This window comes from Phenylobacterium sp. (assembly GCF_036677185.1).
In the GTDB taxonomy this organism is placed as follows: Bacteria; Pseudomonadota; Alphaproteobacteria; order Caulobacterales; family Caulobacteraceae; genus Phenylobacterium.
This window is the reverse complement of sequence record NZ_JAKFEN010000017.1, coordinates 77182-99763: the sequence shown is the minus strand read 5'-3', so window position 1 is coordinate 99763 and position 22582 is coordinate 77182. Positions and strand designations below refer to the sequence as shown.

Sequence of the window (22582 nt, the reverse complement as noted above, 5' to 3'; positions counted from 1 at the left end):
TTAGTGGTGGCGCCATGAAGTTCGAACCCGCCCTCGTCAAGGACACGCGCGCACGCATCCTCGAGGCGGCGCTGGAACTATTCGCCGAGCACGGCTACGCGGGGACCTCGGTGCGCCGGCTGGCTCGGGCGGTCGGCCTGCGGGAGAGCAGCCTCTACAACCACTTCGCGGGCAAGGAGGCGATCTACCACGCCCTGATCGACGCCCATGGCCCGGCCAGTTCGGCCGACCGCCTGCGCGGACCGCGCTACGCGGCGGTGAAGAACGACCCGGCCGCCTTCTGCCGACTCTATGTCGAGGACCTGCTCGACCAATGGTCGGATCCCCGCGAGCAGCGCTTCCAGGAACTGATCCTGGCCGAGCGCAACCGGTTCGAGGGCGAGCGCGCGCACTATGTCGAGGCGCTGTTCTCCGACGAACTTGGGATGGTTACCCGCTTTTTCAGCGGCTTCGCCCTCGGTGAGCCGATCGCCGCGCCCCAGCCGAGCGAGACCGCCCGGCTGTTCATGGCCGGCCTGACCTTCATCCGGCTCGAGCACTACATCATGCCGGCCAAGGCCTCGACGCGCGCGCGCGTCCGCGCCGCCCTCGACCGGTTCCTCGACACCTTCCTGGCGCTCATCGCCGCGCTTCAGCTCGGAGACGCCCATGGGCCGCCTGCCGCTCGTCGATCCTGACACCGCCACCGGGGAGGCCGGCGAGGCGTTACGCGCCGCCGCCGTCAAGCTGAACATCTTCCGGATGATGGCCCATGCAGAGACCTGCGCCGTGCCGCAGATGCGCCTGGGCGGGGCGATCCTGGCCAAGCAGGAGTTGAGCCACCCCCTGCGCGAACTCCTCATCCTGCTGGTCGCGAACCTGGAGGGCGGCGCCTATGAATGGGTGCAGCACGTCCCCATCGCCGAGGGCGTTGGCGTGCCGTCCGCCCAGATCGCCGCCATCGGCGAGGGCGACCTGACAGCCTCGGTCTTCGACTCCGCCGAGCGGGCCCTACTGGCCTTCGGTCGCCAGGTCATCGAGACCGTGCGCGTCGAAGACGCGGTCTTCGCCGAAGCCAAGCGCTGGTTCTCCGACCGCGAGATTGTCGAGGCGATCCTGACTATCGGCTTCTACATGACCATGGCGAGGCTGACCGAGGCGACCTGCACGCCGATCGATCCGCCCGCCGGCATGACGGTGTTCAATTCCGCCCAGCGCGCGGCGGCGCCGGCGTGAGCGTCGAGCTCTACGCCTTCACCTGCGGTCACCTGACCATTCCGCACGGCTTCCTGCTGGAGGGCCGCGAGGGCTGGATCACGGTGCCGATCCCCGCCTATCTGATCGTCCATCCGAAGGGCCGGGCGGTGTTCGACTCCGGCTTGCATATCCAGGCCCAGACCGACCCGGTCGGCTATATGGGCGAGGCGGGCCTGAAATACGCGACCTTCCACTTCCACCCCGGCGAGGAGTTGGCCGCCCGGCTGGCGGCCATGCAGGTCGACGCCGCCTCGGTGGATTACGTGATCAATTCACACTGGCACTATGACCACGCCGGCGGCAACGCCCAGGTCCCCAACGCCGATGTGGTGGTCCAGGGCCGCGAGGTCAGCCACGCCTTCGCCGCCGGCGCAGCCGCGGGTTACCTCAAGCAGGATTTCGACACCGGCCAGCGGCTCAGGCAGGTGGACGGTGAGCACGACCTGTTCGGCGACGGCTCGGTGGTTTGCCTGCCGACCTACGGCCACACGCCGGGCCACCAGTCGCTGCGGGTGCGGACGGCCGACGGTGAGTTCATCCTGTGCGGCGACGCCTGCTACCTCAAGGAATCCCTGGACAACCTGCACGCCCCCGGGGTGATCGCCGACAAGGCCGCGGCCGTGTCGGTGTTCCACCGCTTCCGCCAGATGCAGGCTCGGGGCGCACGGATCATGTACGGCCACGATCCGGCATTCTGGAAGTCCATCCCCCAAGCGCCGATCAGGCTGGGCTAGGACCATGACACAGACCGAACTGAAACCCCGTCCGCCCAGCGCCGAGTCCCTCGGTGAGGCCCCCGGCCGCGGCCGGCTGGCCGGGCGCCGCATCCTGGTGGTCGGCGGCGGCCAGCGGGTGTTCGACGCCGCCACGGACCCGATCGGCAACGGCCGCGCCATGTGCCTGCTCTACGCCCGCGAGGGGGCCAAGGTCGCCGTGGCCGACGCCAACCTGGCCAGCGCCGAACAGACCGTCGCGCTGATCCGCGAGGCCGGCGGCCAGGCAGAGGCGGTGGAGGCCGACGTCACTGTCGAGGCCGACATGGTGCGGATGTTCGAGGAGGCCTCGGCGGCTCTCAGAGGCGGCCTGGACGGCCTGGTCTACAATGTGGGGACTTTCGGCGGCACGGGGCTGCGCGGCTTTGACCTCGAGGAATGGGACCGGATCTTCGCCATCAACCTGCGTGGGGCCATGCTCTGTTGCCGCGAGGGGCTGGAGCGGCTGGAGGCCGGCTCGCCCATCGTGCTGATCTCGTCGATCGCCGCCCTGCGGGCCGGCTCGCAACTGGTGGCCTACGACACGTCCAAGGCGGCGCTCGCGGCCCTGATGCGCCACAGCGCCCTGGCGGGCGGCAAGCGCGGCATCCGGGTCAACACCGTCTATCCGGGCCTGGTCGACACTCCCAACGGCCGCACGGCCGGGGCGGGCCGGCCCTCCCGCGGCAAGGGCGAGCACCTGGCCTTCGGCCGCCAGGCCACCGCCTGGGAGATCGCCTACGCCACCCTGTTCTTCATGTCCGACGAGAGCGTCTATGTGACGTCCCAGCAACTGGCCGTGGACTCCGGCGCCAGCGGTCTCTGAGCCTTACGTCCGGGTAGCGAATTCCGCGTCGCCGGTCGCCGCCACCACTTGGTCGTCGAAGGAGGCGTGGGCGGAGGTGTAGAGGTGGGCATAGAGCCCGCCTTGGGCCATCAGCTCGTCGTGCGGCCCCTGCTCCAGGATGCGGCCCTGCTGCAGCACCACGATGCGGTCAGCGTCGCGGATGGTCGCCAGCCGGTGGGCGATGACCATGCAGGTGCGGCCGGCGAACAGCACCTTCAGCGCCTTCTGGATCGCCTGCTCGGTGAAGGAGTCGATATTGGCCGTGGCCTCGTCGAGGATCAGGATCTGCGGGTCGGCCACCAGGGCCCTGGCGAACGAGATCAGCTGCCGCTGGCCCATGGAGATGTTGCGGCCCCGCTGGCCCAGCATGGTCTGGTAGCCCTCGGGCAGGCGCATGATGAAATCGTGGGCCGAGACCGCCTTGGCCGCGGCGATCACATCCTCGGTCGTGGCGCCGGCGGTGTTGTAGCGGATGTTCTCCTCGATGGAGCCGGTGAACAGGAACGGCTCCTGCAGCACCATGCCGATGGTGGCGCCAAGGCTGTCGAGGGTCACGTCGCGCACGTCGTGGCCGCCGACCAGCACCTGGCCCTGGTCGACCTCGTAGAACCGGTGGCTGAGCGCGATGATCGAGGTCTTGCCCGAGCCGGTCGGCCCCACCAGGGCCACCACCTCCTTGGGCCGCACGGTCAGACTGATGTCGTGCAGCACCGGGCGAGCCGGGTCGTAGCCGAAGGTGACGTTCCTGAACTCGACCGTGGCCGGGATGTCCTTCAGCGGGATGGCGTCCGGCTTGTCCTGGATGGCGATTGAGACGTCCAGCACCTCGAAGATCCGGTGTCCCGCCGCCATGGCCCGCTGCATGATCGTGTACTGCATCGACAGCATGCGGACGGGATCGAAGAACCGCTGCACATAGAAGATGAAGGCGACCATGACGCCGACATCCAGCCGCCCGCCCAGCACCGCACCGCCGCCCACCACGATGACGATGGCCATGGCGAAGCCGGTCAGCACGTCCACCGTCGGCACCATGATCTGGGTCATCCAGGCCGCCCCGTTCTGGGCGTCCATGTTCTCGCGGGCCTTCTCCTTGTAGAGCTCGAAGTTCACCGCCTCGCGGCGGGTTTCCTGCACGGTGCGGATGCCGTTGATGTTCTCGGCCAGGGCCGAGTTGGCGGTCGACGAGGCGTCGCGCGCCTCGCGGAAGCTGGACTTCGAGAACGGCAGCCAGATCGCGCGGATCGCGATCAGCGCCGGCAGGACGGTCAGGGTCAGCAGCCCCAGCTTCAGGTCCATGCTGAGCAGGACGGCCGTGATGCCCACCAGCATGACCACGTCGCCGATGGCGCCGGTGGAGCTCTCCAGGAACTCCTGCAGGGCGTTCACGTCCCCCTGCAGTCGGGCCATGATCCGGCCCACATGGGTCTTGTCCATGAAGGACAGCGAGACGTCCTGGAAGTGGTCGAACATCCTGCGGCGGATGTCGAAGATCACCCGCTGGGCCAGCCGGGCCGACAGCCATTGCTCCACGAAGAAGGCGACGGAATAGACCGCCACCAGGCCGGCGAAGGCGATCAGCGTGCGGTCCAGCTTCCCCGCGTCCCCGGTCACCGCCGAATTGACCGCCTGGCCGATCACGGCCGGAATCGCCACCACCGAGACCGCGGCGAACAGCACCGCGACCACCGCCATGGCGAAGGCCTTCTTGTGCGGCTTGAGGAAGGTCAGGAACCGGCGCGCGACCTTGGTGTCGAAGGTCCCGAAGATGTCGTCGCCCTCGGAGGAGCCCAGCGAGGCGCGCGGCTGGCGCGGCGCCTCGTTCGGGGGGATGTCGGCGGTGAGGTCGCTCATCCGCGGACCTCCTCGGTCTCGAGGATCGGCGTATCGTCCAGCACGGCCTCGGCGTCGGAGCGGGTCTGCAGCTCATAGAGGTCGGCATAGACCCCGCCCTGCCGGACCAGCTCGGCATGGGTCCCGCGCTCGACCACCTGGCCGTCGTCCAGGACGATGATGTGGTCGGCGTGCATCAGGGACGACAGGCGGTGGGCGATGACGATGGTGGCCTTGGTCTGGGTGGCGTGGGCCAGCGCGTCGCGCACGCGCCGTTCGGTCACCGCGTCGATGGCGGCCGTGGAGTCGTCGAAGATCATCACGCCCGGTCCGGGCACCACCCCGCGGGCGATGCTCATCCGCTGGCGCTGGCCGCCCGACAGGGCCACGCCGCGCTCGCCCACCCGGGTCTCATAGGTCTCCGGCAGGCCGGCGATATGGTCGTGGATCTGGGCGGTCTTGGCGGCGTCGACGATGCGCTCCTCGGCCGCCCAGGGGTCGGCATAGGCGACGTTGTGGCCGATGGAGCTGTCGAACAGGAAGGCCTCCTGCTGCACCAGGCCGACATATTCCCGAAGGCTGGCCAAGGTCACGTCGCGGATGTCCTGGCCGTCGATGGTGATCGCCCCGCCGGTCACGTCGTAGAAACGCGGAATCAGGTTGGCGAGGGTCGACTTGCCGCTGCCCGGCGGGCCGACGACGCCCAGGGTCTGGCCCGCGCGCACCTCGAAGCTGATGTCCTTCAGGATCTGCTTGCCGCCCGGGTCATAGGCGAAATCCACATGGTCGAACCGCAGCGTGCCCCCGGTAGGCGCCAGCGGCTTTGCGCCGGGCGCGTCGGCGATCTCGGGCTCCAGGTCCAGCACCTCGAACAGCCGCGCCCCGGACGAAGTGGCCCGCGCCGCGGCGTTGAAGATCATGGCGATCTGGCGGATCGGGGTCTGCAGCAGGGTCATGTAGGTGAGGAACTCGGTGAGCTTGCCCACCGTCATGGTCCCGTCGATCACCTTGTGGCCGCCGTACCAGAGCAGCACCCCCATGGAGCCGTAGAACGAGACCTGCATCACCGACACCGCCCGGAAACGCAGGGTGATGCGCTTGTAGGAATAGTGGAGCGCATCCAGCGAGGCGGCGTCGAACTTGGCCATCTCGAAGCGCTTGCCGGCGAAGGCGCGCACCACGCGGATGCCTTGCAGGTTCTCCTCCATGGTGAGCGTCAGGATCGCCATCAGCTCCTGCACCCGCAGCCAGGTGACCCGCAGCAGGAAGCCCATCCGCCCCAGCGCCGCCCCGGCGACCGGCACGAAGGCCAGGCCGATCAGGCCCATGACCAGGTCCGTGGACAGCATCATGTAGCTGGCGAAGCCGAGCAGCAGGGCGAGCGTCAGGGCCTGCATCATGCCGCCCTGGATGAAAACCCGCGCCCCCTCCAGGTCGAGCATGCCCCGGGTGATCAGGTCGCCGGAATGGATGCGGTCGTGGAAGCCGAAGCTGAGCCGCTGGAGTTGCTGGAAGAACCGCAGGCGTAGGTCGTAGCCCACCTGCTGGCTGACATATTCCCCGTGATAGCCGGCGGCCATGGTCATCAGGCCCCGCACGATGGTGGCCGCGATCACCAGCAGGGCCGTGCCCCACAGCGCCGCCTGGGCCTCGCCCGCGTGGCCGGCGCCGGCCGTGAGCAGCACCTGGGCCTGGTCCACCGCGTTGCCGAACAGCCGCGGCAAGGCGAGGCTCGCCACGGCGGACCCAAGGGAGCAGATGATGGCCAGCGACACGCGACCCGGATACTTCAAGGCCAGGGCGGTGATCCGCTGCAAGACCCTGGGCATCTGACTGACATCCACCTTCGGTGCGGAGTCAGAAGGTCCCGCCCTCCGCTGGGAGGGGGGAGAATCACTCATCACAATTTCCATGTCCGAGTATGGAAACCATTTTGCGGCGCCGGTTCACCGTGCGCCAGACACGATTTGACGAGACAGATGAAATATAGATTTGTCCGTATGCGCTGTTCTACAGCCCGCCCTTGGCGGGGCCGGGCGGCCTGTTGACCTACCGCGGGACCGAAACGCGACGGTCCCGATCCGGTCGGCGTACGGATTCCACATGGCGTTGTCGCCGCTGCGATCCCCTGTCATGGTGGGTTTACGAGACGGAAAGGCCCTAGCCCGCGCGCATATTTCGCGTTGTCGGCCGGCCGCCAAGCTCCGTCTCGCACCATAGAAAAAGAGCCGCGCCGCCGTTCCTCCGGCCCGTGGCGACGGGAGGATTTGATGGAAGATTTGAAAGAGCGCGTGAGCCTGGACCAAGCCCTGGAAGCGGCCGCCACGGTCGGCATGACCACCGCCGTCTGGGCTCGGGTGCATCCCGACAAGGCCGCGGTCATCGACCCCGGCGGCCGGACCAAGACCTTCGCCCAGCTCAACGCCGCGGCGAACCGGCTCGCCCGTCTCTTCCGTCAGCACGGCCTCAAGGCCGGCGATTCCCTGGCCCTGGTCTGCTCCAACCGCGCCGAGTTCGTTGAGGTGCTGGCCGCCACGTTGCGCGCCGGCATCCGCTTCACGCCGGTGAACTGGCATCTGACCGTCGACGAGATCGCCTACATCATCAAAGACTGCGAAGCCAAGATCCTGGTCGGCGAGGCCCGGGTGGCCAGCGTCGGACCGGCCGCCGAGCAATGCCCCGACCTGGTCCTGAAGCTCGCCGTCGGCGGCGCCATTCCGGGCTTCGTCGACTACGACACCGCGCTCGCCCCGCTCGATGGCTCCGACATCGCCGACCCCGTGCTCGGCAATTCGATGATGTACACCTCGGGCACGACCGGCCGGCCGAAGGGCGTCTTCCGCCCGGCCCCGGTGGTCACCCCCCAGGCCATGTACGCCCTGCGCGGCTACGACCACGAGACTTCGGTCCAGCTCTGCGCCGGGCCGGCATATCACGCCGCCCCGCTGGCCTTCGACGTCCGCGCCGCCATGGGCGCCGGCGTGCCGCTGCACTTCATCGACAAGTGGGATTCCGAGCTGGTCCTGAAGACCATCTCCGAACAGAAGGTCACCCACCTGCACCTGGTGCCGATCATGTTCCAGCGCCTGCTGGCCCTGCCGCCGGAGGTGAAGGCCAGGTACGACATCAGCCATGTGCAATACATCGTCCACGGCGCGGCGCCCTGCCCGCCGGAGGTCAAGCACGCCATGATCGAGTGGTTCGGCCCGATCCTCTCGGAATACTATGCGGGCTCGGAAGGCGGCGCCGGCTTCACCATCTCCTCCGAGGAATGGCTGAAGAAGCCCGGCAGCGTCGGCAAGCGGCCCATGCTGCTGCAGTGCCGGATCCTCGACGAGAACGGCGATGACCTGCCCAATGGCGTGGCCGGGGGCATCTATCACCAGCTCCCGCCCGGCGGCGGCTTCACCTATTACAAGGACGAGGCCAAGACCAACGCCAGCCGGGTGGACGGCTTCTTCACCATGGGCGACGTCGGCTATTTCGACGAGGACGACTACCTGTTCCTCACCGGCCGCAACGCCGAGACCATCATCTCCGGCGGGGTGAACATCTATCCGCAGGAAGTCGACAACGAGTTGATCAAGCATGAGGCCGTGGCCGACTCCTCCACCGTCGGCGTTCCGCACGACGAGTGGGGCGAACAGGTCAAGGCGGTGATCCTGCTGAAGGCCGGCTACACGCCGTCCGACCAGCTGGCCCAGGAGATCCTGGACTTCGGCCGCAAGACCCTGCCCGCGTTCAAGGTGCCGCGCAGCCTCGACTTCGTCACCGAATTGCCGCGCTCCGAGGCCGGCAAGATCCAGCGCAACAAGGTCCGCGCCCCCTACTGGGAAGGCCGCACCCGGCAGATTTAGACGCGGCGCGCGCCGCGACGAGGGGGGAGAATGCCGGTGATCGCCCGGTGGGTCCGGGTCGGGCTTACGCTGTTCGTCCTCGTCGCGGCGGTCGTGGCTGCGCGGCTGCTCGCACCGATCTCGACGCCGCCCTTCGAGGGGCCGGCCGGAAGGCCGCTGGCGGGCAGCATCGCGGTCGCCGAGCGCTGGGCGATCAACGGCGTCGAGCAGTCCGTCATCATCCGCGGCCGCGACGCCTCAAAGCCGATCCTGATCTGGCTTCACGGGGGTCCGGGTTCCGGCGAGACCCCGATCCTGCGTGTCCTGAACGGCCAGCTCGAGGAGTCCTTCACTGTCGTCTACTGGGACCAGCGCCTCGCCGGTCAGACGCTCGATCCCCTGGCGGCGCCAGAGAGCCTGACCATCGATCAGATGGTCGCCGATCTCGAGGTGCTCGTGGACCGCCTCCGCAAGCGGCTTGGCCAGGAGAAGGTCGTGCTGATCGGCCACTCCTGGGGCACGATGCTCGGCGTCCTCTACGCCAGCCGACACCCCGATAAGGTCGCGGCCTATGTCGGCATTGGCCAGATGGCCGACAAGCCGCGCGCCGAGGCGCTGTCCTATGCCTACGCCGCCGATCAGGCGCGACGCCGACAGAACGGCGAGGCCCTGCGCCAGCTCCGGGAGATCGGTCCTCCGCCCTATTCCGGCGAGGAGATCTTCGTGCAGCGCGCCTGGCTCTACGAATTCGGCGGCGCCTCCTATACGGACATGAGCCTTCCGCGCCTGATCCTGATGAGCCTCGGTTCTTCGGAGGCGAACTGGCGCGACCTCTACGCCACCTCAAACGGGGGCGTTCTCGGCGCGCGCCTGCTGGAGCCGCAGCTCCTGAGCCGCAACCTAGACCGGACCTATCTTCGCTTCGACGTTCCGGTGCTGATCGTCGCGGGACGCCACGATCACCTGACCAGCTCGGTCCTGGCCCACCGCTACTACGAGCGCATCCAGGCGCCCGCCAAGACCTTCGTCTGGTTCGAGCGCTCGGGGCACAATCCTCACCTGGAGGAGCCCGCCAAATTCAACGCCTGGCTGGTCGAAGCCCTGCGCTCTTCGCCGCCATAGCCATCCATCGGCGATACATCGCTTGGCCATCCCGCACGGCCCCGCATAGGATCGCGCCACCTCGGGGCGCGGCCTCGAAATCCAGTGGGGCTGAACCTGTGAAGAACCTGATTTCGGGCGTCGCGCTCGCCGCGACGTTCGCCCTGGCCGCCTCCGCCCAGGCGGCGGGACCCATGACCTTCGTCCAGGCCGGCAAGGTCCTGATCGACCCCGCCTCGGGCAAGGTCGAGACCGCCAAGACCCTGGTGGTCCAGGACGGCAAGGTGGTGCGCATCGCCGACGGCTACGTCGCCGATCCCGGCGCCAGCGTGGTCGACCTGAAGGACAGCTTCGTCCTTCCCGGCCTGATCGACAGCCATGTGCATTTGACCGGTCAGCAGAACCCCAACAGCCGCCTGGAGGAGGTCACCCAGTCCTCGGCCGAGCAGGCCATGGTCGGCGCCCGTTACGCCAGGCGCACCCTGATGGCCGGCTTCACCACCGTGGCCGATCTGGGCGCGGAGAATAACGCCATCTTCGCCCTGCGGACGGCCACGGCCAACGGCGACGTCCCGGGACCGCGGATCATCGCCTCGGGTTCGGCGATCTCGGTCCATGGCGGCCACGGCGACGTCAACGGCTTCAGCGAGGAGGTGATGCACGTCCTGCGGCCGGGCTCAGTCTGCTCCGGCCCCGACGACTGCCGCCGCGCGGTGCGCGAGCAGGTCTGGAAGGGCGCCGACATTATCAAAATCACCGCCACCGGCGGGGTGCTGTCCAACACCGCCGCGGGCCTGGGCCAGCAGTTCTCCGACGAGGAGCTGGCGGCCATCGTCGACGCCGCCCACCGCATGGGCCGCAAGGTCACCGCCCACGCCCACGGCCTGGACGGGGTCAACGCCTTCCTCAAGGCCGGTGGCGACTCCATCGAGCACGGCACCTATCTCGACGCCTCGTCCATCGCGCTGTTCAAGAAGTCCGGCGGCTATCTGGTCCCGACCCTGATGGCCGGCGACTATGTGGCGCGGATCGCCGCCAGCCCCGGGAACTTCCTCACCCCCGCCCAGTCGGCCAAGGCCCTGGAGGCCGGCCCCAAGATGCTGGACATGGCCCGGCGCGCCCATGAGGGCGGGGTCAAGATCGCCTTCGGCACCGACACCGGCGTCTCGGCCCACGGCGACAACGCCCAGGAGTTCGCCCTGCTGGTGAAGGCCGGCCTCACCCCGCTGGAGGCGGTGCAGTCGGCCACGGTGGTCGCGGCCGAGCATTTCGGACTTTCCAAGGAGATCGGCGCCCTGACCCCCGGCCACGCCGCCGACCTCATCGCCGTGAAGGGCGACCCGCTCAGCGACGTCACGGTCCTGCAGAAGGTCGGCTTCGTGATGAAGGGCGGCGTGGTCCACAAGAACTAGCCGACCGGCACGTAGGGCAGCTGCAGGGTCAGGGTCCCGACCAGGGCCGGCGAGCACCAGTCGGCCTGCAGGTAGTTGCACTGCGCCCGGCTGAGGTCGGTCCCCACATAGCGCAGCTCGAAGGCGGCGTGCTTGGCCTGGGCCTTGCCGCCGACCTCCCAGAAGGTCCGGTCGTGGCCCTTGTCGATCCAGCGCCGGCCGAGCTTGCTGGTGAGGGTGAGTTGCGGGGTGAGCGCATAGGCCGCCTCGCCCTCCACCCGCCAGGCCTCGCCGCTGCCGTAGGGCGCCTGCGGCGTCCAGGCGACATTGCCGCCCAGGGTCAGCTTCTCGAAGCTCCGCCGCGCCTTCACCTTGGTCTGCAGGAAGTCGTAGGTCGGGCCCCAGGTCTTGTTGTCCGGAAAGGCGGAATACATGGCCTCGAGCGTCACCCGCGTTCCCTTCACGTCGAAATGGCGGCCGGCATAGAGGTCGACCTCGTAGGAGGTCTTGCCGGGATCGCGATAGTCGACCTGGCTCACGAAGACCCCGGCATAGGTCTTGTCCGGCCGCCACCAATAGAGCGAGCCCTGCAGCACCGGCCTGTTGTTCGAGGCGCTGATCCCGTCGAACCGGTACTGGCTGGCCACCAGGATCCAGGGCACGAGCACGCCGTGCTTGCCGACGGTCTGGGCGGCGGCCGGCTGCGGGAGGGCGAGCGCCGCGAGCGCGCCCAGGGCGGCGAATGTCTTGACCATCGACGGGTCTCCGAACGGCGTCGCGTCCGTCGCGACCCCCAAGGCCTAGCCTTCCGGTGAATTACGAGTTACTGAATTCGCTGCATGAGTGAATTCGATCTTAATCAAATACGCCGCCTGGACGGCGGCCTGCTGCTGGTGTTCCGCGAGCTGCTCCGGTGCGGCCGGGCCAGCGAGACGGCGCGGCGCCTGGGCCTGACTCCCTCGGCGGTCAGCCACGCCCTGACCCGCCTGCGCGACCTGTTCGGCGACCCGCTGTTTGTGCGGCGGCCCCACGGCCTGGAGCCCACCCGGCGCGCCCTGGAGCTGGGGCCGCGCATCGAGGCCCTGATCGACATGGCCGGTCAGGCGCTGACCCCGCACGGCGGCTTCGACCCGGCTCGCAGCGGCCGCCGCTTCAACCTCGCCGCCCCGGAGTTCGTCACCGCCCTGATCGGCGGACCGGTGATCGAGGCCATGCGCCGGCAAGCCCCCGGGGTCTCTTACGTCATAGGGTACTCGGCCCAGTCGCCGGCGCTCGACGCCCTGCGCCGCGGCGAGATCGACCTGGCGCTCGGCCGCTTCGCCAACCTGCCGCCGGGCGTCACCGCCGAGCCGCTGTTCACGGACCGCTACTGCGTGGTGGCGCGGCGCGACCACCCGACCCTCAAGGGCGAGATCGACCTCGAGACCTATGGCGCCGTCGGCCACGTCTTCGCCCATTCGCCCAGCGAGGTGGGCGCCCACACCGCCGAGACCACCGTCATCGAGACCCTGGTGGCCGCCGTGCCGGGCTGGCTGACCGCCCTGAATCTGGTGGCGGTCACCGACGCCATCGCCACCTGCCCGGAAAGCCTGGCCCGGCGCTATGCCGAGCGCTGGGGCCTGCAGATCCTGAAGGCCGACTTCGAGCTGTGGTCCTTCGACATCCAGGCGGTGCGCCGCGAGAGCGCCGATCCCGGGGTCGACTGGTTCCTGGGCCTGGTGCGGGCAGCCATGGCTTGAGCGGCCGCAAAAATCCGTCACCAAGCGTGTTTGGCTTCGCTAGACTCGCCGTGCCATGAAGCGCGCCGCTTCAGACTCGGATCGCCAGATGCCCATTCCGTTCATCGATCTCCAGGCCCAGCGGGCCCGCCTCGGCCAGCCCCTGGAGGACGCCATCCTGAAGGTGGTGCGATCGGGCGCCTACATCATGGGGCCGGAGATCGCCGAGTTCGAACGCCAGATGTCCGCCTACGGCCAGGCGCCCTACGTGCTGTCGTGCGGCTCGGGGACCGAGGCCCTGGTCCTGCCGCTGATGGCCTGGGAGATCGGTCCCGGCGACGCGGTGTTCTGCCCGTCCTTCACCTTCGCGGCCACCGCCGAGGCCATGCCCCTGGTCGGCGCCTCGCCGGTCTTCGTCGACATCCTTCCCGACACCTACAACCTCGACCCCGCCAAGCTGGACGCCGCCATCGCCGCGGTGAAGGCGGAGGGCAAGCTGACCCCCAAGGCGGTGATCGCCGTCGACCTGTTCGGCCAGCCGGCGGACTATCCGGCCATCGCCGCCGTCGCCCGCAAGCACGGCCTGAAGCTGATCGCCGATTCCGCCCAGGCCTTCGGCTGCACCCTGAACGGCCAGCACCCGATCCATTGGGCCGACGTCACCACCACCAGCTTCTTCCCGGCCAAGCCGCTCGGCTGCTACGGCGACGGCGGGGCGGTGCTCAGCAAGGACGAGCGCCTGCACGACCTGCTGGTCAGCCTGCGCGTCCACGGCCAGGCGGTGAAGTCGGATCTGGTCGGCCGCACCTTCGAGCACGATCCCAAGTACCTGAACCTGCGCATCGGCATGAACAGCCGCATGGACACCATCCAGGCCGCGGTGCTGCTGCAGAAGCTGACCATATTCGACGATGAGATCCGGGCGCGGAACGCGGTCGCCGACCGCTACGCCCAGGGCCTCTCCGACGTGGTCGCCACGCCCAAGGTGATCGATGGCGGGATTTCGGTCTGGGCCCAGTACACCATCGAGACCGCGGACCGCGACGGCCTGGCCGCGCACCTGAAGAGCCAGGACATCCCCAGCGCCGTCTATTACCCGATCCCGATCCACAAGCAGGACGTCTATTCGGTCTATCCGGCCCCGGACGGCCTGCCGGTCACCGAGGCCAAGTCGAAGGTGGTGATGAGCCTGCCCATGCACCCCTATCTCACCCCCGACCACCAGGACCAGGTGATCGCCGCCATCCGCGCCTATGTGAAGCGCAACGGCTGACCTTCATCGTCATCCCCAAACGACAACGGACGCAGCCCGTGGGGGGCCGCGTCCGCTTTTGAGCTGTGATCGACCGAAACTCCCCCAAGCTCGGCCTCTCCAGTCGGGCCGATGGAAACACAGGTGCGACCGCCGCGCATGACGCAAATGGACTATGCCGCCGCGTCGCGCATGATTTCCTCCCAGTGCTTCAGGGCCAGCAGGTGGCCGATGCCGGGCTTGACGCGCACTTCACGGGGCGTGTCGCCCAGGAAGGCCAGCAGGTCGGGCAGCGGCGCCATCACGTCCTCCGCCCCGTGCCAGACCACCAGCGGCGCCCGCAATGCGGTGACCGTCAGGTTCTGGCCGCGCCGGAACGCGCGCACCTCGTCGGCCGGCCCCCGACTGGTGCGGGCCAGGGCCTCGCCCACATAGGCGGCGATGAAGGGCAGCACCTCGGGATGGCTCTCGACGAAGGCCTTGTCGGCGGGGGAATGGGCGATGGAGCGGCGCAGCACCTTCTCCACCTGGGCCGGCGAGACTCGCAGGCGCAGAACCGCGAACAGGGTCTCGACCACCCAGGGATTGTTCTCGATGCGGGCGCGAAACAGAGCCAGGGGGTTGCGAGGGGCGTCATCCAGTCGCCGCGGCGGCCGGCCGGAATAGAGATGCACCGCCGTGACCCGCGGCCCCAGCCGGATGGCCGTCTGCAGCGCCGAGGGCGCCCCCGACAGCAGGGCGCCGATCCTCACCTTCTTGAGTTCCAGGCGGTCGCACAGCTCGACCATGTCCTGCGCCACGCCGTCGAAGCTGTAGTCCGACCTGGGGTCGGACTGGCCGAAACCCGGCCGTTCGGCGCTGATGATCCGCAGGCCGAGCTCACGGGCCAGACCCTGGGTGCCCGGCGGCATCAGCGACGAGCCCAGGCCCTCGTGAAACGACAGGATCGCCCGACCGGCCGGATCGCCATAGTCGCGATAGGCCAGCCGCCGGCCGTCGGTCAGCACGATGCTGCGCACCGTGGGCGCGTCGAGGACGGCGTGCTCCATCCGCCGCTCCGGCCCGTCGGCGTCCATGGCGTTGGCCACAGCCGACAGCTCGGTCAGGGCCCGGATCAGGTCGCTCTGCCGGTTCAACCCCATCTTGTCGAAGATGGCGCGGAGCTGGTTGCGCACGGTATTGACGCTGACCTCCAGCTCGTCGGCGGCCTCCTTCAGCGCCCGGCCGTCGCGCAGCTTCATGGCCAGCCGGACCTCGGCGGGGGTAAGGCCGAAGCTCTCGCGCATGGCCGCCCACAGCCGGCCGGTCTCCTCGATGGCCGGGAACACCACAGCGAAGGCGTCCTGCGTCATCTCGGCGGGTCCGATGGCGCCCGGCAGGTCGCGGGCCGGGATCACATAGGCGAAGCGCGGGCCCTCCTCGGCGTCGCGCTGCAGCTTCAGGATGATTCGCCCCCCCGCCAGCGCCCGGGCCTGGCCCAGGGCCCGGCTGAGGGCCTCGCCATTGGCCGGCTCCGAGAAGGTCGGGGGCGAGCCGACCCGCACCTCGCCGAGACCGTCCTCGATCACCGTCAAGGCCGCGGAATTGACGGCGATCGTCCGCCCCTGCGCCGACAGCACGATCCAGCCGATATCGCGCCGGAGCTGACGGTTGGCGGCCGGCCCCTCGTCCGACCGGCTCAGCAGCCGGGCGATGTCCTCGCTGTGGGCCAGGTCGCGGATCGACTGCACGGAGAGGTCCTCGCTCTCCGGCTCCGCGCCGAGCGCGTCGATGAGCTGTTCCCAGTTCTCCAGGTCGGCGGCGATCCGATACATGGTCTCGATGACCAGGGCGGCCTTGGCGTCTCTATCGGCGTCCATGCGGGCGGGTCGCCAGTCCTTGCGGGAATCGTCTTCACATTAACTAACACGTTCGTCGAACCCAAAGCGCTCACACCGAGCAGGACGCCTCACGTTGAGTGGGCGAACAACCGCCTGGGGAATTTTCTTGCGCGATGGAACGGATGTCACAGCCATCTGCAAACTAGCTTGACCATTGCGCCCCCTCGCACCGGCGCGGAGCCGGCCCATGCGCACCATCGCCGTCATCGCCCGCAAGGGCGGTTCGGGTAAGACCACACTCGCGGTGCATCTGGCGCTGGCCGCCCATCTGCGCGGCCGCCCGGCGCTGATCGCCGACACCGACGCCCAACGATCGTCCAGCCAGGTCCTCAGGGGCCGCACGGAGGTCGGCCCGGCCTGGGTCGAGACCTCCGGCCCCAAGCTCTTCGCCCTGCAGCTTTCGGCCCTGCGCGAGGGGGTGAACACCTTGGTCGTCGACACCCCGGCGGCGATCGAGGAGGAGATCAGCCACGCCATCGTGGCCGCCGACCTGTGCCTACTGGTGATCCGCCCGACCTTCCTGGACCTGGCCGCCGCCATCCAGACCGCCGAGATCGTCCGGCGCCTGCGCAAGCCCGCCCTCATCGTGGTCAACCAGGCGCCGGTCGCCCGCAACGGCGTCGAGCCGCCGGCGGTCAAGCGCGCGCTGCAGGCCCTGCTGCTCATGCGCCTGCCGGTCATCCCGATCATCCTGCGGGCCCGCGCCGGCTATCAGTCGGCGCTAGAGCGCGGCCGCTCGGTCGAGGAGATGGAGCCGTCCGCCGAGGCCGCGCGCGAGATCGCCGAGCTCTGGACCTTCGTCGAGACCTTCGTCTTCGGCCGCGACGCCGCCCAAGCCGTGCGATAGCCCGCGCTTTCCCTTGCGCGCGACCCTTCCGCCCGGTTAGCTTCCGGTCAAACATTTGTTTAAGTCATTTGGGAGAAAGCGCATGAAGGCGGCGGTCTATTACGAGAACGGCGGTCCCGAGGTCCTGAAGTACGAAGAGGTTCCCGACCCCGCCTGTCATCCCAAGGGCGTGGTGATCCGCGTCGAGGCCGTGGCCATCGAGGGCGGCGACACCCTCAACCGCTGGCGCGGCCCGCTGATGACCGTGCCCCACGTGGTCGGCTACCAGGCCGCCGGCGAGATCGTCGCGGTCGGCGCCGAGGTCACCCACCTGAAGGTCGGCCAGAAGGTCGCCACCGTGAACAACTGGGGCAGCCATGCCGAGCTGCGGTCCGTCCCGGCCCGCAACTGCTGGCCGATCCCCGATGGGTTCGACGTCAAGAAGGCCGCGGCCATCCCGGTCACCTTCGGCACCGCCCATGACTGCCTGTTCGAGTTCGGCCGCTTGAAGAAAGGCGAGACGGTCCTGGTCCAGGCCGGCGCCTCGGGCGTCGGCGTCGCCGCCATCCAGCTCGCCAAGCGCGGCGGGGCGAGCCTGATCCTGGCCACCGCGTCCTCCGACGAGCGGCTGGAGCGGCTGAAGCCGCTCGGCCTCGACCACGGCATCAACTACACCCGCGACGACGTCGTGCGCGAGGCCAAGCGGCTGACCGACAACAAGGGCGTCGACGTCATCGTCGACTCGGTCGGCGGCCCCACCCTGCAGGGCTCGATCAATGCCCTGGCCTATCGAGGCCGGGTCTCCATGGTCGGCGCCGCCGGGCGCGAGGCCATGGTGGTCGACGTGGGCTCGATGATGGGCGGCAACCGCTCGCTGTCGGGGGTCTTCCTGGGCGCGGAGATCGGCACCGACCGGGTGCACGACAACATCCAGCAGCTGATAAACGACGCCGCCAAGGGCGAACTCGAGGTGGTGATCGACAAGGTCTTCAAGCTCTCGGAAGCCGCCGAGGCCCACGCCTATATCGAAAGCCGCGCCGCCGTCGGCCGCGTGGTCTTGGTGCCTTAGAGAGACACGCCCACCCCCGCTCATCCCGGCGAAGGCCGGGACCCAGATTCATCTCGAGCGGGCGGTGGGCTTCACCTGGGCCCCGGCCTTCGCCGGGGTGAGCGGGGTCTGAGACGCCGCGCAAGAGGAGATCACCAGATGCCCAAGGCCAGGAACGGCGCCGTCGAGATCGAGTACGAGACCTTCGGTCCCGACGCCGCCCCCGCCGTCCTGCTGATCAACGGCCTCGGGTCCCAGATGACCCGCTGGCCCGCGGCCTTCTGCGAGAAGCTGGTCGCCACGGGCCACCGCGCCATCCGCTTCGACAACCGCGACACCGGACTTTCCACCTGGTTCAAGCCGGGCGAGTCCTATGCGCTCTCCGACATGGCCGCCGACGCCGTGGCGGTGCTGGACGCCGCGGGGGTGAAGAAAGCCCACGTGGCCGGGGTCTCCATGGGCGGTATGATCGGCCAGGCCGTGGCCATCGAGCATCCGGACCGGGTGCTGTCCCTGACCTCGATCATGTCGGCCAGCGGCGCGCCGGGGACGCTCGACCCGACACCGGAGGCCGGCGCGGTCCTGACCACCGCCCCGCCCGATCCCGAGGCCGACCGCGAGGCCTTCATCGCCCATGGGGTGAAGAACGCGCTCACTATCGGAAGTCCCGGCTATCCCTGGCCCGACGGCGCCCTGCGTGAGCGGGTCATCGCCGAGCATGGGCGGGCCTTCAACCCCACCGGCTCGGCCCGCCAGATGGCCGCCATCCGCGCCGACGGCGACCGCACCGAGCGGCTGTCGAAGCTCGCCGTCCCCACCGTGGTCCTGCACGGCGCCGACGATCCGCTGGTCCGGCTGGTCGGCGGCGAGGCCACCGCCAAGGCCATCCCAGATGCGGAGCTGCGGGTGGTCCCCGGCATGGGCCACGACCTGCCGCCGGCCCTCCACGACACGTTCATCGACGCCATCCTCGCCGCCGCGGCGCGCGCCCGGTGATCAACCCGCTAGCCATCGGCCTCGCGGCCCTGCTGCTAGCCATCGCCGGACTGCACCTGGCCTGGGCCTTCGGCGTTCGTTGGCCGGGAACCGACGAGCTGAGCCTGGCCGACAAGGTGCTGGGGGCGCGGCCCGGTTCGCGGATGCCCTCCACCGGACTGACGGTCTTCGTGTCCCTGGCCATCGCGGCCGGCGCCGCCGTGATCCTCGCCTTCAGCGCCGAAGCCCTGGACGGGCCTTGGCGTCCGCTGCTCGCCACGGCCTATTTCATGCTGGCCGGAGTCTTCCTGGTGCGCGGCCTGGCGGGCTTCGTCCCCGCCGTCTGGCGCCGCGCGGAGGGGACCGCCTTCCACCGCCTCAACCAACTCTACTATTCGCCGCTCTGCCTGCTGATCGCCGCGGGCCTGGCGGTCAATTTCGCGCTCGGCTGACCCGCCGCGCGCCAACCTCGAAGGAACCACCATGGGACGACTTTCCGGCAAGACCGCCGTCATCACGGGCGCCGCCAGCGGCATCGGCCGGGCCAGCGCGATCCTGTTCGCGAAAGAGGGTGCGAACCTGGTCATCGCCGACAAGGCCGAGGCCGTGAACGACACCGCCAAGCTGGTCACCCGACGCCGGCGGCAAGGCCGTGGCCCTGGTCGGCGACGCCGGCGAAGAGGCCTTCGTCGAGAGCCTGGTGGCCCGCGCGGTGAAGGACTTCGGCGGCCTCGACGTCTGCTGGGCCAATGCCGGCGTCTCCGGCGGCTGGACGGCTTTCGACGAGCAGGACGCCGCCTTCTGGGCCGAGATCCTGCGCATCAACCTGATCGGGGCCTTCCTGGCCGTGAAGCACGCCTCCCGCGTCATGATCCCGGCGGGCAAGGGCTCGATCATCTGCACGGCCTCGGTGGCCGGCATCCGCTCGGGCGCGGGCGGCTCGCCCTATTCGGCGTCGAAGGCGGGCGTCATCAGCCTGACCCAGACCGCGGCCAACGAGTTCTACGGCACCGGCGTGCGGGTCAACGCCATCTGCCCCGGCCTGATCGAGACCGGCATGACCCAGCCGATCTTCGACGGCGCTCGGGCGCGCGGCAACGAGGACAAGATCGGCCAGCTCAACCCGCTGACCCGCGGCGGCGTGCCCATCGAGATCGCCAACGCCGCCCTGTTCCTGGCCTCCGACGAGGCCTCCTATGTCAACGGCCACGCCATCGTGGTCGATGGCGGCCTGTCCTCGTCCCACCCGGTGGTCCGGCGCAAGCGATGATCTACCTGGCGCGGCACGGCGAGACGCACTTCAACGCCGAGGGGCGGATGCAAGGGCATCTGGACTCGCCCCTCACCGAACTGGGGCAAGCCCAAGCCAGGGCCATGGGCGAGCGGCTGGCCGAGCTGATTGGCGACCCGGCCGGCTGGCGGCTGATCTCCAGTCCGCTCGGCCGCGCCCAGGCTACGGCCAAGGCGATCGCCGCGCGGCTCGGGCTCACGCCGGAGATCGACCACCGGCTGATCGAGGTGTCGTTCGGCGACTGGGACGGGCGGCTGCGCGCCGAGCTGGCGCGGGAGCACCCCGACACGTTCGGACGAGGCCAGTGGCAGTTCGCGGCGCCCGGGGGCGAGACCCATGAGTCGGTCGAAACCCGCATCGCCGACTGGCTGGCGGAGCTGCCGCCGGAACCGGAACGCAAGGTGGTCATCGTCTGCCACGGCGGCTCGGGCCGCGTGGTTCGCGGCGCCTATCTGGGCCTCTCGCGCGCCGAGACCTGGGCTCAGGACGTCCCGCAGGACGCCGTCTATCGTCTGCTCAATGGATCGAGCGAGAGAATAGATTGTTCCAACGTGGCCGTGGGGTGATTCGGGTCGATAGCACCACCAGCCCCAGGGCCGCCACCGCGCCCAGCAGGAAGGCGCCGGCCACGGCGCCGGAAAGCCCCGCCGCCCCGATGGTCAACGGGCGGCGATCCATCCAATGCACGACCTCGGCTTCCGGGGGTTCGGCGAGGTTGTCGTCGGTATAGTCGCTGTAGTCGGTCATCTCTAGGCTCCACCTCGTCCTAGGGCTCAACCCCCAGGCGCGGCCGTGGTTCCTCCGTCCCCTCTGGTCCCCACGTCTGGCCTTCGCCGCCTTCCGACGCTAGAAGCGCCCACCTGCTGCAAGAAAAGCCAGAACGAGACCCATGGCCGGACACTCGAAATTCAAGAACATCATGCACCGCAAGGGCCGCGCCGACGCGGTGCGGTCCAAGCTGTTCTCCAAGCTTAGCCGCGAGATCACGGTGGCCGCCAAGGCGGGCCTGCCCGACCCGGCGATGAACGCCCGCCTGCGCCTGGCGGTGGCCAACGCCAAGGCCGAGTCCATGCCCAAGGACAATATCGACCGGGCCATCAAGAAGGGGGCCGGCGGCGACGCCGAGAGCTATGACGAGGTCCGCTACGAGGGCTTCGGCCCCGGCGGGGTGGCCCTGATCGTCGAGGGCCTGACCGACAACCGCAACCGCGCCGCGGCCAATATCCGCACCATCTTCTCGAAGAACGGCGGCAATCTCGGCGCCTCCGGCTCGGTGGCCTTCCAGTTCGACCGTTTGGGAGAAATTAGTTATCCGGCCAAGGTCGGCACCGAGGACGCGGTCATGGAGGCCGCCATCGAGGCCGGCGCCCAGGACGTGGAGTCCGACGAGGACGGCCACACCATCTACACCGCCTATGAGGACTTCGCCGAGGTCGCCGCGGCCCTGGAGGCCACGCTGGGCGAGGCCAAGACCACCAAGATCGTCTGGCGCGCCCAGAACCTCACCCCGGTCACGGGCGAGCCGGTCGGCACGCTGATGAAGCTGCTCGACGCCCTGGACGACGACGACGACGTGCAGAACGTCTATGGCGACTACGATATCTCCGACGAGGACATGGAGAAGTACGGGGGCTAGACGCCCTAGCTCCGTCCCGGCGGCGCGGGCGCCTTGGCCGCTTCCTCCGTCAGCCAGTCGCGGAACGCCGCCACCGACGGCCTGACCTCCCGCGAGGGGGTCAGGAACCAGAACCTCGAGGGCGTGGGCGCGAAGCCCAGGGGCGCGGCCAGCCGTCCGGCGGCGATGTCGCCCGCCACATAGATCCAGGGGCTAAGCCCCACCCCCATGCCGGCGGCGGCGGCTTCAAGCACATAGAAGACGTGCTCGAACTCCTGGACCTCCGGCGCGCGCGGCAGGGTCACGCCGGAATTGTTCTCCCACTCGATCCAGGCCGTCTGGCGGGTGCCGGTGGTGAGCCGGGTCAGGCCCTCCAGACCCGTCGGCCCGTCGCCGACTAGGTGAGGCGCCGTCACCGGGCCAGTGAAGTTCTCCAGGAAGGTCGTGGCGTGGGCGCCGGCGATCGGCGCGGTCTCGTTGACCCGGATCGCCGCGTCGAACCGCTCGCGAGCGAAGTCCACCGGGGCGTAGGACTCGGTCACCTTCACCCGCACCGCCGGATGGCGCGCGTGGAAGGCCGGCAGGCGCGGGATCAGCCAGCGAATCGCGAGCGTGCCGACGCAGGACAGGTGCAGTTCCTCGTGGGCGGCGGCCTTCAGGTCGGTCAGGGTGCGCTCCACCTGATCGAAGGCGCCCGACAGCGACGCCGCCAGCCGCTGACCCGCCTCGGTCAGTTTCAGCCGGTGGCGCGGGCCCTCGGTGAGGTCAAGACCGACCGCCTCCTCCAGGCTGCGTATCTGGCGGCTCACCGCCCCGTGGGTGACGCACAGCTCGTCGGCGGCCAGGGTCATGCGCCCGCGGCGGGCGAAGGCTTCGAACGCGCGCAAGGCGGTCAGCGGCGGCAGCGAACGCTTTTCCAGGAGCCTCATCCTTGTGATCTCACCTCACAAGCATATCGCGGTTATATCGTTTGGTGCAACG

22 protein-coding genes and 1 pseudogene are annotated in these 22582 nt (G+C 69.2%); 17 read left to right on the top strand and 6 right to left on the bottom strand.

Annotated features, from left to right (window positions below; all coding sequences use genetic code 11):
- The first annotated feature begins 14 nt into the window (after positions 1-14).
- From V6M51_RS07745 to V6M51_RS07730, 4 genes are read left to right on the top strand one after another with little or no spacing between them, the layout of a single operon-like run.
- Entirely contained in the window at positions 15-677 is a 663-nt protein-coding gene (locus tag V6M51_RS07745) for a TetR/AcrR family transcriptional regulator (protein WP_332766060.1), read from the top strand.
- Positions 649-1215, top strand: coding sequence for a carboxymuconolactone decarboxylase family protein (locus V6M51_RS07740; RefSeq protein ID WP_332766059.1), 567 nt, complete (start codon positions 649-651; stop codon positions 1213-1215). Before V6M51_RS07745 ends, V6M51_RS07740 begins: the two co-directional genes overlap by 29 nt.
- On the top strand, positions 1212-1970 hold the full coding sequence (locus tag V6M51_RS07735) for an N-acyl homoserine lactonase family protein (protein ID WP_332766058.1): 759 nt from the start codon (positions 1212-1214) through the stop codon (positions 1968-1970). The genes V6M51_RS07740 and V6M51_RS07735 overlap by 4 nt, the downstream gene beginning before the upstream one ends.
- Positions 1971-1974: 4 nt before the next feature.
- On the top strand, positions 1975-2814 hold the full coding sequence (locus V6M51_RS07730) for an SDR family NAD(P)-dependent oxidoreductase (protein ID WP_332766056.1): 840 nt from the start codon (positions 1975-1977) through the stop codon (positions 2812-2814).
- A gap of 3 nt (positions 2815-2817) precedes the next feature.
- On the opposite strand, the gene V6M51_RS07725 is transcribed toward V6M51_RS07730, so the two are convergent.
- Together V6M51_RS07725 and V6M51_RS07720 are read right to left on the bottom strand one after the other, a co-directional pair.
- Positions 2818-4689, bottom strand: coding sequence for an ABC transporter ATP-binding protein (locus tag V6M51_RS07725; RefSeq protein WP_332766054.1), 1872 nt, complete (start codon positions 4687-4689; stop codon positions 2818-2820).
- Entirely contained in the window at positions 4686-6497 is a 1812-nt protein-coding gene (locus V6M51_RS07720; protein WP_332766052.1) for an ABC transporter ATP-binding protein, read from the bottom strand. Before V6M51_RS07720 ends, V6M51_RS07725 begins: the two co-directional genes overlap by 4 nt.
- A gap of 441 nt (positions 6498-6938) precedes the next feature.
- Here V6M51_RS07720 and V6M51_RS07715 point away from each other — a divergent pair, with 441 nt between their 5' ends.
- The 3 genes from V6M51_RS07715 to V6M51_RS07705 all read left to right on the top strand — a co-directional run bounded on the left by V6M51_RS07715 (position 6939) and on the right by V6M51_RS07705 (position 11017).
- Positions 6939-8525, top strand: coding sequence for an AMP-binding protein (locus V6M51_RS07715; protein ID WP_332766051.1), 1587 nt, complete (start codon positions 6939-6941; stop codon positions 8523-8525).
- A gap of 36 nt (positions 8526-8561) precedes the next feature.
- A complete protein-coding gene (locus V6M51_RS07710) occupies positions 8562-9626 on the top strand; it encodes an alpha/beta fold hydrolase (RefSeq protein ID WP_332766050.1) in 1065 nt (354 codons plus the stop codon).
- A gap of 173 nt (positions 9627-9799) precedes the next feature.
- A complete protein-coding gene (locus V6M51_RS07705; protein WP_442957845.1) occupies positions 9800-11017 on the top strand; it encodes an amidohydrolase family protein in 1218 nt (405 codons plus the stop codon).
- Here the strand turns inward: V6M51_RS07705 and V6M51_RS07700 are convergent.
- On the bottom strand, positions 11014-11751 hold the full coding sequence (locus V6M51_RS07700; protein WP_332766048.1) for a TorF family putative porin: 738 nt from the start codon (positions 11749-11751) through the stop codon (positions 11014-11016). The genes V6M51_RS07705 and V6M51_RS07700 overlap by 4 nt on opposite strands.
- A gap of 84 nt (positions 11752-11835) precedes the next feature.
- On the opposite strand from V6M51_RS07700, the gene V6M51_RS07695 reads away from it, so the two are divergent.
- Both V6M51_RS07695 and V6M51_RS07690 read left to right on the top strand, forming a co-directional pair.
- Entirely contained in the window at positions 11836-12735 is a 900-nt protein-coding gene (locus V6M51_RS07695; RefSeq protein WP_332766046.1) for a LysR family transcriptional regulator, read from the top strand.
- Positions 12736-12823: 88 nt separating this feature from the next.
- Complete coding sequence (locus tag V6M51_RS07690; RefSeq protein ID WP_332766045.1) at positions 12824-13987, top strand: DegT/DnrJ/EryC1/StrS family aminotransferase; 1164 nt, start codon at positions 12824-12826, stop codon at positions 13985-13987.
- 152 nt (positions 13988-14139) lie between these two features.
- On the opposite strand, the gene V6M51_RS07685 is transcribed toward V6M51_RS07690, so the two are convergent.
- Complete coding sequence (locus V6M51_RS07685) at positions 14140-15825, bottom strand: alpha/beta fold hydrolase (RefSeq protein ID WP_332766044.1); 1686 nt, start codon at positions 15823-15825, stop codon at positions 14140-14142.
- A gap of 208 nt (positions 15826-16033) precedes the next feature.
- Between V6M51_RS07685 and V6M51_RS07680 the strand changes: the two genes are divergently transcribed.
- From V6M51_RS07680 to V6M51_RS07650, 7 genes and pseudogenes are all read left to right on the top strand, one after another.
- A complete protein-coding gene (locus tag V6M51_RS07680; RefSeq protein WP_332766042.1) occupies positions 16034-16693 on the top strand; it encodes a ParA family protein in 660 nt (219 codons plus the stop codon).
- An 82-nt stretch (positions 16694-16775) separates the two neighbouring features.
- Complete coding sequence (locus V6M51_RS07675) at positions 16776-17741, top strand: quinone oxidoreductase family protein (protein WP_332766041.1); 966 nt, start codon at positions 16776-16778, stop codon at positions 17739-17741.
- Between the two features lie 138 nt (positions 17742-17879).
- Complete coding sequence (locus V6M51_RS07670) at positions 17880-18716, top strand: alpha/beta fold hydrolase (protein ID WP_332766040.1); 837 nt, start codon at positions 17880-17882, stop codon at positions 18714-18716.
- Complete coding sequence (locus V6M51_RS07665; protein WP_332766038.1) at positions 18713-19147, top strand: DUF3995 domain-containing protein; 435 nt, start codon at positions 18713-18715, stop codon at positions 19145-19147. Before V6M51_RS07670 ends, V6M51_RS07665 begins: the two co-directional genes overlap by 4 nt.
- A gap of 31 nt (positions 19148-19178) precedes the next feature.
- A pseudogene (locus V6M51_RS07660) lies at positions 19179-19262 on the top strand (SDR family oxidoreductase); the annotation flags it as partial.
- Between the two features lie 85 nt (positions 19263-19347).
- Complete coding sequence (locus V6M51_RS07655; RefSeq protein WP_332766037.1) at positions 19348-19965, top strand: SDR family NAD(P)-dependent oxidoreductase; 618 nt, start codon at positions 19348-19350, stop codon at positions 19963-19965.
- Positions 19962-20552 carry a histidine phosphatase family protein gene (locus V6M51_RS07650; protein WP_332766305.1) on the top strand — a complete coding sequence of 197 codons (591 nt, stop codon included), beginning with the start codon at positions 19962-19964 and terminating at the stop codon, positions 20550-20552. The genes V6M51_RS07655 and V6M51_RS07650 overlap by 4 nt, the downstream gene beginning before the upstream one ends.
- Here V6M51_RS07650 and V6M51_RS07645 read toward each other — a convergent pair.
- The gene (locus V6M51_RS07645; RefSeq protein ID WP_332766036.1) at positions 20503-20733 is read right to left on the bottom strand and encodes a hypothetical protein; all 231 of its coding nucleotides are present in this window, start codon (positions 20731-20733) and stop codon (positions 20503-20505) included. The genes V6M51_RS07650 and V6M51_RS07645 overlap by 50 nt on opposite strands.
- Before the next feature lie 142 nt (positions 20734-20875).
- Here V6M51_RS07645 and V6M51_RS07640 point away from each other — a divergent pair, with 142 nt between their 5' ends.
- On the top strand, positions 20876-21622 hold the full coding sequence (locus V6M51_RS07640; protein ID WP_332766035.1) for a YebC/PmpR family DNA-binding transcriptional regulator: 747 nt from the start codon (positions 20876-20878) through the stop codon (positions 21620-21622).
- 5 nt (positions 21623-21627) lie between these two features.
- Here V6M51_RS07640 and V6M51_RS07635 read toward each other — a convergent pair whose 3' ends face one another.
- Positions 21628-22530, bottom strand: a complete 903-nt coding sequence (locus V6M51_RS07635; RefSeq protein ID WP_332766033.1) for a LysR substrate-binding domain-containing protein — start codon at positions 22528-22530, stop codon at positions 21628-21630.
- Between the last annotated feature and the right edge of the window lie 52 nt (positions 22531-22582).

Excerpts from the sequence above, each read along its gene's own strand:
- V6M51_RS07745 (WP_332766060.1), top strand. The coding sequence starts at position 15 with ATGAAGTTCGAACCCGCCCTCGTCAAGGACACGCGCGCACGCATCCTC.
- V6M51_RS07740 (WP_332766059.1), top strand. The coding sequence starts at position 649 with ATGGGCCGCCTGCCGCTCGTCGATCCTGACACCGCCACCGGGGAGGCC.
- V6M51_RS07730 (WP_332766056.1), top strand. The coding sequence starts at position 1,975 with ATGACACAGACCGAACTGAAACCCCGTCCGCCCAGCGCCGAGTCCCTC.
- V6M51_RS07725 (WP_332766054.1), bottom strand. The coding sequence starts at position 4,689 with ATGAGCGACCTCACCGCCGACATCCCCCCGAACGAGGCGCCGCGCCAG.
- V6M51_RS07720 (WP_332766052.1), bottom strand. The coding sequence starts at position 6,497 with ATGCCCAGGGTCTTGCAGCGGATCACCGCCCTGGCCTTGAAGTATCCG.
- V6M51_RS07715 (WP_332766051.1), top strand. The coding sequence starts at position 6,939 with ATGGAAGATTTGAAAGAGCGCGTGAGCCTGGACCAAGCCCTGGAAGCG.
- V6M51_RS07705 (WP_442957845.1), top strand. The coding sequence starts at position 9,800 with ATGACCTTCGTCCAGGCCGGCAAGGTCCTGATCGACCCCGCCTCGGGC.
- V6M51_RS07700 (WP_332766048.1), bottom strand. The coding sequence starts at position 11,751 with ATGGTCAAGACATTCGCCGCCCTGGGCGCGCTCGCGGCGCTCGCCCTC.
- V6M51_RS07695 (WP_332766046.1), top strand. The coding sequence starts at position 11,836 with ATGAGTGAATTCGATCTTAATCAAATACGCCGCCTGGACGGCGGCCTG.
- V6M51_RS07690 (WP_332766045.1), top strand. The coding sequence starts at position 12,824 with ATGCCCATTCCGTTCATCGATCTCCAGGCCCAGCGGGCCCGCCTCGGC.
- V6M51_RS07685 (WP_332766044.1), bottom strand. The coding sequence starts at position 15,825 with ATGGACGCCGATAGAGACGCCAAGGCCGCCCTGGTCATCGAGACCATG.
- V6M51_RS07680 (WP_332766042.1), top strand. The coding sequence starts at position 16,034 with ATGCGCACCATCGCCGTCATCGCCCGCAAGGGCGGTTCGGGTAAGACC.
- V6M51_RS07675 (WP_332766041.1), top strand. The coding sequence starts at position 16,776 with ATGAAGGCGGCGGTCTATTACGAGAACGGCGGTCCCGAGGTCCTGAAG.
- V6M51_RS07670 (WP_332766040.1), top strand. The coding sequence starts at position 17,880 with ATGCCCAAGGCCAGGAACGGCGCCGTCGAGATCGAGTACGAGACCTTC.
- V6M51_RS07650 (WP_332766305.1), top strand. The coding sequence starts at position 19,962 with ATGATCTACCTGGCGCGGCACGGCGAGACGCACTTCAACGCCGAGGGG.
- V6M51_RS07645 (WP_332766036.1), bottom strand. The coding sequence starts at position 20,733 with ATGACCGACTACAGCGACTATACCGACGACAACCTCGCCGAACCCCCG.
- V6M51_RS07640 (WP_332766035.1), top strand. The coding sequence starts at position 20,876 with ATGGCCGGACACTCGAAATTCAAGAACATCATGCACCGCAAGGGCCGC.
- V6M51_RS07635 (WP_332766033.1), bottom strand. The coding sequence starts at position 22,530 with ATGAGGCTCCTGGAAAAGCGTTCGCTGCCGCCGCTGACCGCCTTGCGC.